The following is a 15,378-nucleotide window of genomic DNA, read 5'->3' on the forward strand; positions in this document are numbered from 1 at the left end:
ATCGCCAGGACAAGCAGTGTCAGATTCATCTGCTTCACTTGCAGCAACGCCAGCAATAAACTGACAAAGCAGCCTAAACGCGGCTTGCTCCACTTCAAATGTTCCTTTAGGCTACTTTGTAGCCCATCACTTAGCGTCATTTCAGTCTCCGTTTGGTCACAGTGATTGAAATAACAACTTAGTGATGGGTTTTCAGTTGTTCAATATTTGAACTATATTCGGTCGTTTAATTTTTTGTCGTGTACAGAGCATAATCTCATATCCTTTTTATTGGTATTTTGGTCAAATTAAAATCAAATAATATGTTATCGTAAATGCCTTGTTTTGCACGACAAATACACATATTGACCTAGTGCCTATTAAGCAATTAAAACGTGATATTGATCCTTTCAGATACTCGATGCACCTACCAGAAGACAATGTATTTTTGTCCTAAAGTCTGCAGTATTAAGTGGCTAGAATGATTCAATACTACTGTTTTTTGCTAAATGATTGAACTGGTCATAAGCGATTCTATGGTTTTTTACCTTTCTCTAATGCAAGATTTTGCAGCCTAACTTATTTTTAGTATGTTTTATAGTCTAAATATACTTTAATTTCATGTTGTAAGCTGTTTTAACATGTCAAAACAGTACAGATATAACAACGTTGATTAGTCATGTGATTTGATACGTCAGTAAGCTTAAAACTAGGAACAAGTGCACATTGTTTGATTGCGATTTTACTCACGAAGGCTAATATAAAGAAGGCTGAAGTTTAACCTAATTTTTATTTAAATCAGGCAAGCTCAAAGGTATCGAATAGATAAGGACAAGCCCATGATCACCGAAGACCAGCTCGAACAAATATGCCTCGAATGGTTCCAGTCCATCGGTTACGACTACGTCTGTGGTTATGACATCGCGCCGGATGGCTCCAGCCCTGAGCGCAGTAATTACCGCGAGGTGGTGTTGCATGATCGCTTGGTGAGTCGTTTACAGGTGATCAATCCGCACATTCCGCAGGCGACGCTGGAGCAGGTAGCGCTGGGTGTGGCCAAGCCTGAGTCGTTGATTCTCAATATAAACAACCGCGCATTTCACCAGCAATTGTTGGAAGGCGTCAAAGTTGAGTATAAAAAAGACGGTAAAGATCACAGCGATTACGTGCAGTTGCTTGATTTCTCGACGGTGAGCAATAACCAGTTTTTAGTAGTGAATCAGTTCACTATTTTAGGCAGTAAAGGTAATCGTCGGCCTGATGTGATTGTGTTTATTAATGGCCTTCCCATTGCTGTTTTAGAGTTGAAAAATCCCGTGGATAACCATGCGGATATCTGGACCGCCTTCCAGCAATTACAGACTTACAAAGACGAAATACCGGATCTGTTTGCCTTTAACGAAGCCTTGGTGGTGAGTGATGGTTTGGACGCGCGCGTTGGCTCGCTGACGGCAAATAAAGAGCGCTTTATGGCGTGGCGCACGGTGAATAATGAGCATGATAAGCCCTTGTTTGAGTATGCGCTGGAAACCTTGGTCAAAGGCTTTTTCAAACCAGAATTGCTGCTGGATTACATCCGTCATTTCGTTTTGTTTGAAGAAAGTGGCGACGCGATTATCAAAAAGATTGCCGGTTATCACCAGTTTCATGCGGTGCGCGAAGCGGTGCGGGCTACGGTGGTTGCCTCACAAGCAGATGAGCAATCCTTGGTGGCGGAGCCTCGCGCTAACTACGCGAATAAAGTGCTGCCCGGTTCGAAAAAAGCCGGTGTGGTGTGGCATACGCAAGGTTCTGGCAAGTCGATTTCGATGGTGTGTTATGCCGGAAAATTATTGGCGCAGCCGGAGATGAACAATCCAACGATGGTGGTTGTGACGGATCGCAATGATCTGGATGGCCAGCTTTATAACACCTTCAGCATGGCTGCTGACACGCTCAAACAAACGCCAGTGCAGGCCAGTGATCGGGATGCTTTGCGTGAGATTCTGGCGTCGCGTCAGTCCGGTGGCATTATCTTTACCACGGTGCAAAAGTTTGCGTTGCTAGCCGATGAGTTGTCGCACCCTGTGCTCAGTACCCGACACAATATTGTCGTGGTGAGTGATGAGGCGCACCGCAGCCAGTACGGTGACAAAGCGAAGTTGGTCGAGGTTAAAGATAAAGACGGTGTTGTTACGGGCACCAAATACACCTTTGGTTATTCCAAGCACATGCGCGATGCGATGCCTGAGGCGTCATTTATTGGTTTTACCGGTACACCGATTGATAGCGCGGACAAAGACACACGTGCTGTGTTTGGTGATTATGTCTCGATTTATGATATTCAGGATGCGGTGGATGATGGTGCGACGGTGCCGATCTACACGAATCACGTCTTGCTAAGTTGGATATTAACGCTGCTGAAATTGAAACTCTAAATGACGAAGTGGATGAAGTCATTGAGGATGAGGAGGATGTTTCTGAGCGGGAAAAAACCAAGTCCAAATGGGCTGCACTTGAGAAATTAGTCGGCACTACGGCACGCATTGATTTGGTGGCCAGCGACTTGGTGAAGCACTTTGAACAGCGTACAAGCAGTATGCCAGGCAAGGGTATGATTGTGTGTATGAGCCGCGAAATTTGTGTGGATATGTACGATGCGATCGTGGCGATTAAACCGGAATGGCATGACACGGATACTGACAAGGGCGCGATTAAAATCGTTATGACAGGCTCGGCCTCTGATAAGGATAAATTGCAGCCGCATATTCACAATAACAAAATCAAGAAGCTATTCGAAAAGCGCTTTAAAGATGTGAACGACCCGCTACAGTTGGTGATTGTGCGCGATATGTGGCTAACCGGTTTTGATGCACCGAATTGCCACACCATGTATATCGACAAGCCTATGAAAGGCCATAACCTGATGCAGGCCATTGCGCGGGTGAATCGGGTGTTTAAAGACAAGCCTGGTGGCTTGGTGGTGGATTACATTGGTATCGCGAATGAGTTAAAAGCGGCGTTAAAAACTTACACTAATGCTAATGGGCGCGGAAAGCCAACGGTGGATACGCACGAAGCATTTGCCGTGTTGCTGGAGAATATCGATAAGCTTCATGCGCTGATGCATGGTTGTGATTTTAGTGAGTTTGAGACTAAGGCTTTGCAGTTGTTGCCTTGTGTGATGAATCATATTCTTGGCTTGCCAAATCCTGCTAATGGCGAGTTGGACGGAAAAAAGCGTTTTCTTGATATTATGGCGGCGATTCGTTCGGCCTATACTTTGTGTGGAACGCTGGATGAGGCCGCTGATTATTCCAAAGAGATTGCTTTTTGGGGGTATGTGAAAAGTGCGATTACTAAGCACACCAGTGTCGATAAACGCCTGACTGATGAAGAGAAGAACTCAGCATTCAAGCAGATTATTGATAATGCCGTCATGGCTGAAGGTGTGGATGATATCTTTAGTTTGGTAGGTTTGGATAAGCCGAATATTGGACTACTGACGCCGGAATTTCTGGAAGATGTGGCCAATATGAAGGAGAAGAATCTGGCGGTTGAGCTGTTGGAGCGTCTGCTGCGGGATGAGGTCAAAGCACGCATGAAAACCGATGTGGTGTCGGAGAAAAAGTATTCTGAGCGTATTTTGGAAACGCTGCGCAAGTATCACAACCGAGGGATCGAAACGGCTCAGGTCATCGAAGAGCTGATTAAGATGGCTCAGGATATGGCAGAGGATGCGGAGTTGGCAGAGAAGTCGGGGCTCAATACCGATGAGTTAGCCTTTTACCGCGCACTCATTCAAAACGAAAGTGCCGTGCGGGAAATGGGTGATTCTAACCTCCGGGCACTAGCCACGCATGTGACGCAGCAGCTTAGAAAGTCAACGACGGTAGATTGGCAGGTGCGCGATAGTGTGCGTGCCAGACTTCGCAATCTGGTTCGTCGGGCTTTGCGTAAATGGAAGTATCCACCGGATGGGGCGGATGATGCGGTTGAACTCTGCTTGCAACAAGCAGAAGCGCTGAGTGAGCATTGGACGACTAAAGGATGATGCTTGATCACTATGTCTTTGAAATTAATTTGCTTTTCATCTCCTATTAATTTAATACTAAAAAAATAGTTGACTTGATTTGGGTGTTGTTGTGTACTAATTAGCATGGGTGACGGCGATATTGTTCGTTATCCGTTTAACCAAATGGAGGAAACTATGCGAAAGCATCTTATGACTGTGGCAGTAAGTATTGCGCTGTTTGCAGGATCTCAAAGTGCGTCTGCTGACTCGACAGCTGCTCAGAAGTGGATCGATAATGAATTCCAACCTTCCACACTATCTAAGTCTGACCAAATGTCGGAAATGGAGTGGTTCATCAAGGCGGCCACACCATTCAAAGGTATGGAAATTAATGTCCTGTCAGAAGGTATTCCTACTCATTCCTATGAGAGTGAGGTTCTGACCAAGGCATTTGAAGAAATCACCGGTATAAAAGTGAATCACCAAATATTGGGTGAGGGCGAAGTGGTGCAGGCTGTGCAAACACAGATGCAAACTAAGCGTAACCTGTACGATGCCTATGTAAATGACTCAGACCTGATCGGCACACACTCACGCTTGCAGTTGGCCTACGTGCTATCAGATCAAATCGCTGGCTCCTGGAAAGATGTCACAAATCCTGGTTTGGATCTTGATGACTTCATGGGGACACAATTCACCACCGGCCCTGACGGAAAACTATACCAGCTACCAGACCAGCAATTCGCCAACCTATACTGGTTCCGTAAGGACTGGTTTGACGACAAAGATAACCAAGCCAAGTTTAAAGCTAAGTATGGCTATGACTTAGGCGTACCGGTTAACTGGTCTGCTTATGAAGACATTGCTGAGTTCTTCTCAAAAGATGTTAAAGAGGTGAATGGCACCAAAATCTATGGTCACATGGATTATGGTAAACGAGCACCTGACTTGGGTTGGCGTATGACTGACGCCTGGTTGTCAATGGCGGGTGCAGGTTCTAAAGGTGAACCAAACGGTGTCCCTATTGATGAGTGGGGTATCCGTATGGAGAAAGGATCTTGTAACCCTGCCGGTGCCTCTGTGACTCGTGGTGGTGCGGCGAATGGTCCTGCTGCGGTCTACGCGATTCGTAAGTGGGATGAGTGGCTGCGCAACTATGCGCCTCCGGGTGCTGCCAGCTTTGACTTTTATCAGTCATTGCCTGCCTTGAGCCAAGGTAATGTGGCTCAGCAAATCTTCTGGTATACCGCGTTTACTGCTGACATGGTAAAGCCTAAGTCAGAGGGTAATAACACAGTTGATGATGCTGGTAATCCATTATGGCGTATGGCTCCTTCACCACACGGCCCATACTGGGAGAAAGGTCAAAAGGTGGGGTATCAGGATGTTGGTTCCTGGACATTCCTCAAATCTACGCCTGAGGATCGAGCAAAAGCGGCATGGTTATATGCGCAATTTGTGGTCTCAAAGACTGTTGACGTCAAAAAGTCTCACGTAGGACTAACCTTTATTCGTGACTCGTCGGTGAATCATGAAAGCTTTACCGAGCGCGCTCCTAAGCTTGGTGGCTTGGTTGAATTCTATCGTTCGCCAGACCGTGTGGCATGGTCACCAACGGGTATTAACGTTCCGGATTATCCAAAGCTTGCACAAATCTGGTGGCAACAAATCGGAGATGTTAACTCAGGTGCCTTTACGCCTCAGGAAGCGATGGATCGTCTTGCACAAGAGATGGATACCACGATGGCCAGAATGCAGTCGGCAGATGAGCGTGCAAACGTGTATGGCGGTTGTGGGCCACGTCTGAATGAAGAGAAGGATGCTTCAGAGTGGTTGGGTAAAGGCGGGGCAAAAGCCAAGCTTGAAAATGAAAAGCCACAGGGTGAAACGGTCAATTATGATGACCTGGTTGCCCGTTGGTCCAGCAAGTAAGTTCCTCCTGATGCTTCCGATGTTCTTTCGGAAGTGACTGGCCTGTCGGGGCACTTGTCCCGGCAGGCTTTTACCTTAACCAATGGCACACTATGGCATTAGAGCTTCAACAAGTCACCAAAGTGGTGAGCGGTAAAACACATATCAAAGAAACTTCTTTGACCCTTGAGACCGGCCATTTTAACGTACTCCTCGGTGAAACTGGCGCCGGTAAAACTTCATTAATCAAATTGATGGCGGGACTGGATAAATTGGCCTCCGGTACGCTGTTGATGGATGGCGAGGATATTACTGAGCTATCAACACAAAAAAGACAAATTAGTCTGGTGCATCAATTCTTTGTCAATTATCCGCACATGACGGTGTTTGACAATATTGCCTCCCCGTTGCGGGTTGCAGGCATGGCTAAGTCTGAGATTGCAGGGCGTGTTGAGGAGGCGGCGAATATCCTCAAACTCGGTCCGATGCTAAAACGAAAGCCACACGAACTCTCTGGTGGACAGCAACAGCGAACCGCTTTAGCACGTGCGATTGCTAAAGAATCGCGTGCTGTTTTTTTAGATGAGCCGTTGGCCAATCTGGATTACAAATTGCGTGAAGAGTTACGTGAGTTGTTACCTGAGCTGTTTGCAGGTCGTGGTGCAGTGGTTGTTTATGCTACTTCTGAGCCTGAAGAGGCACTGCTGTTAGGCGGTGAGACAGTACTAATGGATGATGGCTACGTTCGTCAATTCGGGCCAACTGCGGAGATATACCGCAATCCAGTCACACTCTCGGCTGCCAGTATTTTTTCAGATCCACCGATTAATCATGCAGCAGTCTCTAAGGCGGGTGATCGTATGACGATGGGAGAAGTGTCATGGACACTGCCTGCATCCCACCAAGCGATGTCTGACGGAAGTTATCAATTAGCAATTCGTCCGCACCATGTTTTGCCGTTAAAGCATGAAGGGGCTACGGTCGCGGTTACCGGTGAAATCGGCATTACTGAACTCAGTGGTTCTGAGTCCTCAGCGCATTTTATGTTTGATGATCATAGCTGGGTGTCACTGGCTCATGGCGTACATCCGTATACCCGAGGTGAGGATCACACCTTTTATTTTAACCCTGATGAGTGTTTGTACTTCACTCCAGATGGTCATCAGATTAGTTAGAGGGCTAAATCATGGCAAAAATTACACTCTCAAAAGTTCGCCATAGTTATATGCCCAATCCAAGTAGGCCAGAAGACTATGCTTTACAGTCTATTGACCTGGAGTGGGACGACGGAGGTGCTTATGCGTTATTAGGCCCTTCAGGTTGCGGTAAAACCACGCTGTTGAACCTGATTTCAGGCTTGCGAACGCCCTCAGAAGGAAAGATTCTTTTTGATGATCAGGATGTCACTAATTTATCCCCTGACCAGCGCAACATTGCTCAGGTTTTTCAGTTTCCGGTTATCTACGACACTATGAATGTGTATGACAATCTGGCGTTTCCACTCCGCAACCGAGGCGTTGAAAAGTCGGTAATAGACCAGCGCGTGCGGGAAGTCGCGGAGATGCTAGAAGTCTCAGATATGTTGAAACGAAAAGCTGCAGGTTTGTCGCCGGACAATAAGCAGAAACTTTCCATGGGACGGGGCTTGGTTCGTGATGATGTGAATGTGGTGATGTTCGATGAGCCATTGACGGTGATTGACCCTCACTTGAAATGGAAACTTCGTTCTAAGCTCAAAGAGCTGCATCAGAGTATCCGTCATACCATGATTTATGTGACCCACGATCAAACGGAAGCACTCACTTTTGCAGATCAGGTGGTTGTAATGGATCGTGGGCAGGTCGTGCAAATCGGTACGCCGGTGGAGTTGTTCGAACGGCCTGCACATACTTTTGTCGGGCATTTTATCGGTTCACCGGGAATGAATGTATTGCCCTGCGATGTCAAAGAGGGTGTTGCAATGTTGGGTGACACAGCAATCGAACTAGATGGCCCCATTGACCGTAGCAGACAAGGAAAAACAGAAATAGGTGTTCGTCCTGAGTTTGTATCGTTGGTTGATGAAGGTATCGAGGCAACCGTCAGAAGAATATCCGATGTGGGGAGGCACCATGTTATTGAGGCCATGATTGGTTCTCATCCGGTGGCTGCCATTCACAAGGGTGATATTCCTGACTTGGGGGAGTCTATCAAATTGTCCTTTAAGGCTTCACAAACTCGTCTTTATGTGGATGGTTGGCTGGCCATGCAGGACTCGCCAGTCAACAGAGGGGAAACGTATGAAAACTGAAAATCAGAAAGCATGGTTCTTTGTACTACCGGTGCTTATTCTGGTGGCGTTTAACGCCATTATTCCGATGATGACGGTGGTGAATTATTCGGTGCAGGAAACCTTCGGGGATAACTTATTCTTTTGGGAAGGGTTGACCTGGTTTGAACAGATTTTGAATTCGGAACGCTTTCATAATGCACTGGGTCGTCAGTTCTTCTTTACCTTTATGATTCTGATCATAGAAATTCCATTAGGCATCGCGATTGCTTTGTCGATGCCGCGCAAAGGCTTTTGGGTACCGGTTTGCCTGATTCTGATGTCATTGCCAATGCTGATTCCCTGGAATGTAGTAGGCGCAATGTGGAATATCTTTGCCTTACCGGATATTGGTTTACTTGGTTATTTCTTTAATCACGTATTGGGCATCAATTATGACATGACGCAGGACCCCACTGCCGCCTGGATTACCATCATTGCGATGGACGTGTGGCACTGGACATCTCTGGTGGTGTTGCTGGCTTATGCAGGCTTAGTGTCTATTCCGGATGCTTATTACCAAGCTGCCAAAATTGACGGGGCTTCAAATTGGTCTGTGTTTCGGTTTATTCAGTTGCCAAAAATGAAGAACGTACTAACCATCGCAATTCTGCTGCGATTCATGGACTCGTTTAATATTTATACCGAACCCTTTGTGCTCACAGGAGGAGGGCCCGGTAATTCCACTACTTTCTTGTCTATTGACTTGGTGAAGATTGCGCTCGGTCAGTTTGACCTCGGACCTGCAGCAGCAATGAGCTTGATCTATTTTGCCATTACATTGCTGGTTTCCTGGCTGTTCTACACTTTAATGAACCGGGAAAATTTAAACGATTATGAAGAGGTAGAGCACTAATGAAGAAACGATCTATTGTTCCTATTGTTTACATCTTTCTATTGATGTTGCCGATCTATTGGCTGGTGACGATGAGCTTTAAGCCAACCAATGAAATACTGGCAGGCTTTTCCTTGTTCCCACAAAGTTTTACTACCGAAGCATACGAGACGATATTCACCGATCCTACATGGTACTGGGGGTATATTAATTCGATCATCTATGTCTCTCTCAATATGGTGATTTCGGTCTGCGTCGCATTACCGGCTGCCTATGCATTTTCCCGCTACCGTTTTTTGGGTGACAAGACGCTGTTCTTTTGGTTGTTGACGAACAAAATGGCTCCAATCGCGGTATTTGCTTTACCGTTTTTTCAGCTCTACTCAGCTGTTGGATTATTTGATACCCATTTGGCTGTTGCGTTAGCTCATTGCATTTTTAATATTCCACTAGCGGTTTGGATTTTAGAAGGCTTTATGAGCAGTGTGCCTAAGGAGCTTGATGAAACAGCGTATGTCGATGGTTATTCTTTCTGGCACTTCTTTCTGTCTATTTTTCTGCCTAACATCAAAGCCGGTGTCGGCGTGGCTGCGTTTTTCTGCTTTATGTTTTCGTGGGTCGAATTGCTACTGGCAAAAACACTGACAGCAGTGGCTGCTAAGCCGATTGTGGCAACCATGACTAAGACTGCGTCCAGTGCAGGTTATGAGTTAGGTTTACTTGCTGCTGCCGGCACTCTCACAATCATACCGGGTGCGATTGTGATCTATTTTGTACGTAACTACATAGCGAAAGGCTTCGCAATGGGGAGGGTATAATTATGTTGAGTTGGATGGCTTGGACCTGGCCGACTACCTTGTTATTCGCAGGAATTTTTCTGTCGATGGGAATCATCACTTTCATTGAAATCAAGAAACCAGGCACCTCAGAACGTCACGGTATTTTGGGTTTAACAACCACACGAGGCGATCGTTTGTTTTTATCGATACTCGGTTCGGTTTACATCTTTTTGGCGTGGCTTGGTTTGGTAGGAATGCCGTTATGGGAGCCGTTAGGTATCGCTATCGTTTGGGCGGTATTTTGCTTCTGGAAAGTCTGATATAACCTATCGAAGTGGTGGAGTGCCAAATCCATTAATGCGATTGAGGCGCTCCAAATTAATCACTGCGGACAGCATCAAACGGTCATGGCTCCAGTCCGCAGGCTTCGATGAAAAGGCGATCATCAATGTCATTAGAGCAACCAGAATCATCGCTGGCATGATGCTGACATAACGCATGATCCCCGAGTGCTGACTCGCTTCATTGTTACTGGCTAGCGCCACCACACGCTGTCGAAGTGCGCTGTGATTGGAGCGGTTCAGGATACCTTCACGTCCCCAAAACGGTACACTTGTGGCTAAGGCACTACTGCGGTTACTACTGCTTTCGCGCGTTGCAATAGACAGTAATAATAAACAGTATTCCTTGGCATCAAAACGTTTTTGGCGGATCAGTGCTGCGTCACAGCTGTATTCACGAAAACGTCTGATCCGATCTGATAAACACCAAAAGGCTGGATTTAATACAAAAAGCGGGGAGATCAACGATAATAACGCTTCCCAGTCGACATCATGTTGCCGGATGTGTTGTGATTCATGCCCCAGCGCTATGCGAACCGCGCGTTTGTTATGCATCATCGATGCGGGCATAACGATATGGTATCCCAACAAGCCACGTGTCGAGAAGGGGACTTCAGTCACTGTCGATTGCCACATGGTTACACGGCCTGATTGATGGACTTTTTGTGCGTTAATCAGGAGATGTTTAATTTTAATCACATTCAGAATGATGTAAGCCGCACGCAGAAACGCTGCTACCGCAAAAACAGCCAGCACTAAAATTGACAGTAGTGTTGATGCATTGATTAGGTTATCAACTAAGCTGTTTTTGGCCGATAGCACCTCAGCAACCTGTGTCGCAGAGAGGGCGATATTGCCTTTCAGATATTGCGCTACCAACAGCTCGGTGGCGTTCACAGAAATAGCGGAGGAGAGAGAGCTAATAAAGGGTGTCAGGATAATGGGCAATGCTGCCGCTGATAGGGCGGTAACGGATAGATTCAGGCGAAGTTTGTAGGAATGTCGAAACGGTGTCTTTTTTAGTAATAATTCAAATAACCAGACGGTCAGGAAAGAAGCAAGCAAGACTCCATTGCCTAACACGATATACTCTAACACCGTTTCCATTTTCACCTCCCAAAGCGGGTATCAATAATGTCTTTGATTTCCTTTATTGTTTCCTCACTGAGGTCTTCATCATCGACAAGTCGTGCCACAAGCGCAGTTGGCGTGCCATTAAATAGAGTTGCTGACAAACTCTTTAGAGTCTTTCCTTCGTACTCGGTTTTACTCAACGTGGGTCTGTAGAGTATGGCACGATTTACTTTTTTTGCAGAAAGATAGCCTTTGTCGTGTAGTACTTTGAGTACCGTTGCGACTGAGGTGTAGGCGCGCTTTTCTTCGCCACCAAGGCCTTGCAGCACTTCCCGAACTGTTCCTGAGCCAATAGACCATAGCACCATCATAAACTCGAGTTCGACGGTGGTGAGCAATTCACTTTTACCCTTAGGTCTAGGCATTGGCGTTGATCCATTCAAAAATTAATAAAATAGTAGCTCAAAAGCTTAATAAAAACAATATCTTATCAAGATGAACCGAAGAAGCAGGTTCATAGCCAGCTTGGCCCTTCCAGCGTCTTCTGAATGAAGCGTGTCAGCAGGTCAATATTCAGCGCACAAGTAAACGCGAAGCCCCAGATAGCACCGGTAAAATGAGCATTGTGCCCGATGTTGCCTGTACCGCGTCGGTCGGCATACCAGGAGTAAGCGAGGTAAGCGACACCGGCCAAAATCTGTGGAACAGGGATTAGTGCGTAGAGGTAAAGGTTCTGCCAAGGCTCAAACACAATGACTGCAAACACGACGGCCGACACCCCCCCGGAGGCACCGAGCGCTGCATAATTAACATCGTTTTTATGGCGCAGGTAGCTGGGAATTGAGGCTACCGCGATACCGCCAAAATACAAAAACAAGTACATCGCTGACGAGGATTGCCCAAGGAAACTAGGATAATAAAAACGCTCCACCGCATTACCAAACGACCACAGCACGAACATATTAACCGCCAGATGTAACACATCAGCATGGATAAAGCCGGAGCTCAAAAAACGGTAAAACTGCCCCTGTTGTTTGATGGTGACAGGGTGAAATATCATGGCTGATTTCATGCGTTCATTATTCATGCACAAGAATGAAATCAGGCAGGTAATCGCGACGATAATATTAGTTATCGATAAAGCATCGGTATTCATAAATCAGCCCGGCGGTTTGTTTTTGAAATAGTAGTGAGGTATCGAATCACAGAGAATACATCATCGGTAATATAATGCTGTAAGCCAACCACATGATCAGGGATAAAGGTACGCCCACCCGTAAGAAGTCGGTGAAAGTATAGTTTCCGGCACTCATGATTAACAGATTAGTTTTATAAGCCATGGGGGTGGCGTAGCTCATATTGGCGCCAAACAAAACCGCTAAAACAAATGGTTCCGGATTTAATCCCAGTGTGTTGGCAATACTGACAGCAATAGGAGTGCCGATTACCGCTGCCGCATTATTTGAGACGACATTGGTAAAGACCGCCATGAGCAGAATTAAACCGCTAAGTATGACAGCTGGTGAAGCGCCTTCAGTGAGGCTGACAAAGCCATTAGCCACGAGTATGCTGGCCCCTGTGACCGTCATTGCATAACCCAATGCCAGACTAGATACCACGATCATAATCACCGGTACATTCAAGGCTCGGCTCACGTCATTCCAGCTCAGGCATTTGGTGAGCAGCATGGCTAATACGCCGAGCATTGCGCTGACCGCAATCGGCATAATTTTAAGGGCTGCCAGCGCTATTACGATAAACATAATCAGGATTGATAGGGGCGCTTTGGTGGATAACGGTAACTCGATGTTGCTGTCCAGTATCAGAAATTCATGTTCAGACTTGAGTGAGTCAATGTCTTTACGTGTGCCTTGTGCCAGCAGGATATCACCGAGTTGCAAACGGAAATTGCCCAGACCACTAGGCATCTCACTAATTTTTCCACCCTGACGATGCACGGCCAGCGCGATCATCGAGTAGTTCTCTATAAAGCGGGTGGACTGTAGGGTGCGACCCAGTAGGGGAGAGCGTTGATCGATGATGATTTCGATAATCGATTGGTCTTCATTTTTCAGCGGGTGTTCGTCATCAACGCGCTGGTTTTTTGCATATAAAACGGTGCCGGTAGCATGCTCAAAGGCTTTGAGTTGTTCTGGTGTGTCGTGGACTAAAATCTTATCGCCGGGGCGAACCACCACGTCTGGTAAGGGCACAACGAATGAGCTTTCTGAGCGTCGTATCTTATCGACATTTAATTCGCCATTGGTCTCATCAATGAGTTGCTTAACCGTCTTTCCGGCTGCCGGACTCCCGTCTTTTACCAGCAACTGGGCGGTGTAAACACGGTTGCTGCTATCGGTTAATGGTATGTCGCGCTTTGGTAGCATTTTGGGTGCGATTAGCCACAAGAAGGCGATACCCACCACCGAGCCCATGAGTGCGGGCACAAAGAAATCAAAGACGCCCATTTTGGGCAAGCCAAGGTCATTGGCAACACTGACCACCAGCAGGTTGGTCGAGGTACCAATGGTGGTGCCCATGCCGCCAATTAAACTGGCAAATCCCATTGGCATCAGAAGCGCTGCGGGGTTGGAATTAGTGCGCAAGGCTACACTGACCAATATCGGGATGAACAACACGACAATCGGTGTATTGTTAATAAAAGCACTCAAGGCAGCTGCGATCAGCAGGGTCGTTAGTAACGACAAGGAAGGGCTATACTTCCACATGCGTGACAGCATATTGCCAACCGGTTCCAGTGCGCCGGTTTTGACTAGTCCGGTGCCCACGACCATTAGTGCACAGACGGCAATCAGTGCCTCGTGGCCAAAGCCGTGGAAAAAGTCGACCGGGTTGACCGCTACCCCATCCACTTTATATTCAAAGACAGAGAAACCAAGTGCTAATAGGCAAAGTACGATAAAGGCTGAGGTTTGCAGTGGTATGCTTTCGCGAGTGAACAATATCAGCGCAAACACAGTGAGTGCCAATACCGCGATAGTGTGAGGATCTACTCCTGCCATGTAATTATTTCCTGACGCTTAGATTTGTTTAATGATTGATTAGAATTACGTAACACATCGGTAATATAGGGCTTAGTATACCGATTTCATGGATCGATTTTTTGATCAAATTATATTTGTATTTCAGTTGGTACTGTTTTAGTTGTTAAGGGGCCGAGGTTTCAATCCAATACAATATCAGTGCCAGTGTCCCCGCTGAGAAGATGGTTTGTATGGTAATGATTTTGGCCATCACACGCTGATCTCCCCCCAGTTGCCCTGCCAGAATATAGGCATTGATCGCCGTTGGCATAGCAAATATTGTCACCAATACCTGATGACTAATTGTGTCCAGACCGAACAGATGGCCCAGTCCAAACGCAGTCAGCGGTATCAGCAATAACTTGAACACCACGGATTGCAAAATAGCATATGAAAACCAGTCGTTAAACTTGAGTATTAACCCTGCACCGACTGATAGCAAGCCCATTGTTAAGGCGACACCGCCGAGCAGTTCCATCGAGCTCAATAACCAAACCGGTAAACTAATGGCAAGTGCATTGAGCAATAAACCAGTAGTGCAGCCGATAATGAGTGGATTTTTTAGCACCATCAGCAGCTTATTGACAAAGGAGCTGGATTTATTCAGGTAGATCGCAAATACGCTGATGCACAGAATATTCACGAACAGTACTTTTATACCAACAATTAGGGCCGCTACATCCATCGCTTGTGGCACGCTCCACGCAGCGGTGACCACTGCCATTGCAATGAAGGTATTGAAACGTGCGCTGCCTTGATAAACCGAGGTGAAGATTGCGGGTTCGATAGGTTTCAGCGCCTGAATAATCATCAGTATCAGGGTTAAACAGCTCAGTAGCAGAATGATAATTGCACCAAGCTTTAGCATCGGTACCCGGGTTAAATCCATGGTAGAGATTTTTGAGACCAACAGCGCGGGGAAGAATATGTAATACACCATGCGGTCAGAAGCTTTCCAGAAACTATCACTTACAAATTGTTTCCGCTTCAATACAAATCCCAGCAGTATGATGCAAATAATCGGGATTAGTGTGCTGCTAAACATGGCGCAACTCCGGTGAATTAATGTTGCATCATAGTCCCTTTGTTGGCCATGTAAAGTCAGGAAATTTC

The 15,378-nt window shown here is 46.5% G+C and carries 13 protein-coding genes; 8 read left to right on the plus strand and 5 right to left on the minus strand.

The window, feature by feature from the left end; genetic code table 11:
* The first annotated feature begins 818 nt into the window (after window positions 1–818).
* The 8 genes from DKW60_RS24380 to DKW60_RS18590 all read left to right on the plus strand — a co-directional run bounded on the left by DKW60_RS24380 (window position 819) and on the right by DKW60_RS18590 (window position 10,126).
* Complete coding sequence (locus tag DKW60_RS24380) at window positions 819–2,396, plus strand: type I restriction endonuclease subunit R (protein WP_245929737.1); 1,578 nt, start codon at window positions 819–821, stop codon at window positions 2,394–2,396.
* Window positions 2,363–4,012 (plus strand): type I restriction endonuclease subunit R, encoded by a 1,650-nt coding sequence (locus tag DKW60_RS24385; RefSeq protein ID WP_245929738.1) that lies wholly within the window; start codon window positions 2,363–2,365, stop codon window positions 4,010–4,012. The genes DKW60_RS24380 and DKW60_RS24385 overlap by 34 nt, the downstream gene beginning before the upstream one ends.
* A 156-nt stretch (window positions 4,013–4,168) precedes the next feature.
* Window positions 4,169–5,905, plus strand: a complete 1,737-nt coding sequence (locus tag DKW60_RS18565) for an ABC transporter substrate-binding protein (RefSeq protein ID WP_109839191.1) — start codon at window positions 4,169–4,171, stop codon at window positions 5,903–5,905.
* Between the two features lie 92 nt (window positions 5,906–5,997).
* The gene (locus DKW60_RS18570; protein ID WP_109839162.1) at window positions 5,998–7,059 is read left to right on the plus strand and encodes an ABC transporter ATP-binding protein; all 1,062 of its coding nucleotides are present in this window, start codon (window positions 5,998–6,000) and stop codon (window positions 7,057–7,059) included.
* A gap of 11 nt (window positions 7,060–7,070) precedes the next feature.
* Complete coding sequence (locus tag DKW60_RS18575; protein WP_109839163.1) at window positions 7,071–8,174, plus strand: ABC transporter ATP-binding protein; 1,104 nt, start codon at window positions 7,071–7,073, stop codon at window positions 8,172–8,174.
* Window positions 8,164–9,048: a carbohydrate ABC transporter permease gene (locus DKW60_RS18580; RefSeq protein ID WP_109839164.1), complete on the plus strand. Its 885-nt coding sequence runs from the start codon at window positions 8,164–8,166 to the stop codon at window positions 9,046–9,048. The genes DKW60_RS18575 and DKW60_RS18580 overlap by 11 nt, the downstream gene beginning before the upstream one ends.
* Window positions 9,048–9,845, plus strand: a complete 798-nt coding sequence (locus tag DKW60_RS18585) for a carbohydrate ABC transporter permease (RefSeq protein WP_109839165.1) — start codon at window positions 9,048–9,050, stop codon at window positions 9,843–9,845. The genes DKW60_RS18580 and DKW60_RS18585 overlap by 1 nt, the downstream gene beginning before the upstream one ends.
* A gap of 2 nt (window positions 9,846–9,847) precedes the next feature.
* Window positions 9,848–10,126 carry a DUF2160 domain-containing protein gene (locus DKW60_RS18590; protein ID WP_109839166.1) on the plus strand — a complete coding sequence of 93 codons (279 nt, stop codon included), beginning with the start codon at window positions 9,848–9,850 and terminating at the stop codon, window positions 10,124–10,126.
* A gap of 6 nt (window positions 10,127–10,132) precedes the next feature.
* Here the strand turns inward: DKW60_RS18590 and DKW60_RS18595 are convergent, their stop codons facing one another.
* From DKW60_RS18595 to DKW60_RS18615, 5 genes are all read right to left on the minus strand, one after another.
* Entirely contained in the window at window positions 10,133–11,254 is a 1,122-nt protein-coding gene (locus DKW60_RS18595; RefSeq protein ID WP_109839167.1) for a M56 family metallopeptidase, read from the minus strand.
* Between the two features lie 2 nt (window positions 11,255–11,256).
* Window positions 11,257–11,646, minus strand: coding sequence for a BlaI/MecI/CopY family transcriptional regulator (locus DKW60_RS18600; protein ID WP_109839168.1), 390 nt, complete (start codon window positions 11,644–11,646; stop codon window positions 11,257–11,259).
* A gap of 89 nt (window positions 11,647–11,735) precedes the next feature.
* Window positions 11,736–12,377, minus strand: a complete 642-nt coding sequence (locus DKW60_RS18605) for a rhomboid family intramembrane serine protease (RefSeq protein WP_109839169.1) — start codon at window positions 12,375–12,377, stop codon at window positions 11,736–11,738.
* Window positions 12,378–12,423: 46 nt separating this feature from the next.
* Window positions 12,424–14,244 (minus strand): SLC13 family permease, encoded by a 1,821-nt coding sequence (locus tag DKW60_RS18610; protein WP_109839170.1) that lies wholly within the window; start codon window positions 14,242–14,244, stop codon window positions 12,424–12,426.
* 145 nt (window positions 14,245–14,389) lie between these two features.
* Complete coding sequence (locus DKW60_RS18615) at window positions 14,390–15,310, minus strand: AEC family transporter (RefSeq protein WP_109839171.1); 921 nt, start codon at window positions 15,308–15,310, stop codon at window positions 14,390–14,392.
* Between the last annotated feature and the right edge of the window lie 68 nt (window positions 15,311–15,378).

This window comes from Leucothrix pacifica (assembly GCF_003172875.1).
Taxonomy (GTDB): domain Bacteria; phylum Pseudomonadota; class Gammaproteobacteria; order Thiotrichales; family Thiotrichaceae; genus Leucothrix; species Leucothrix pacifica.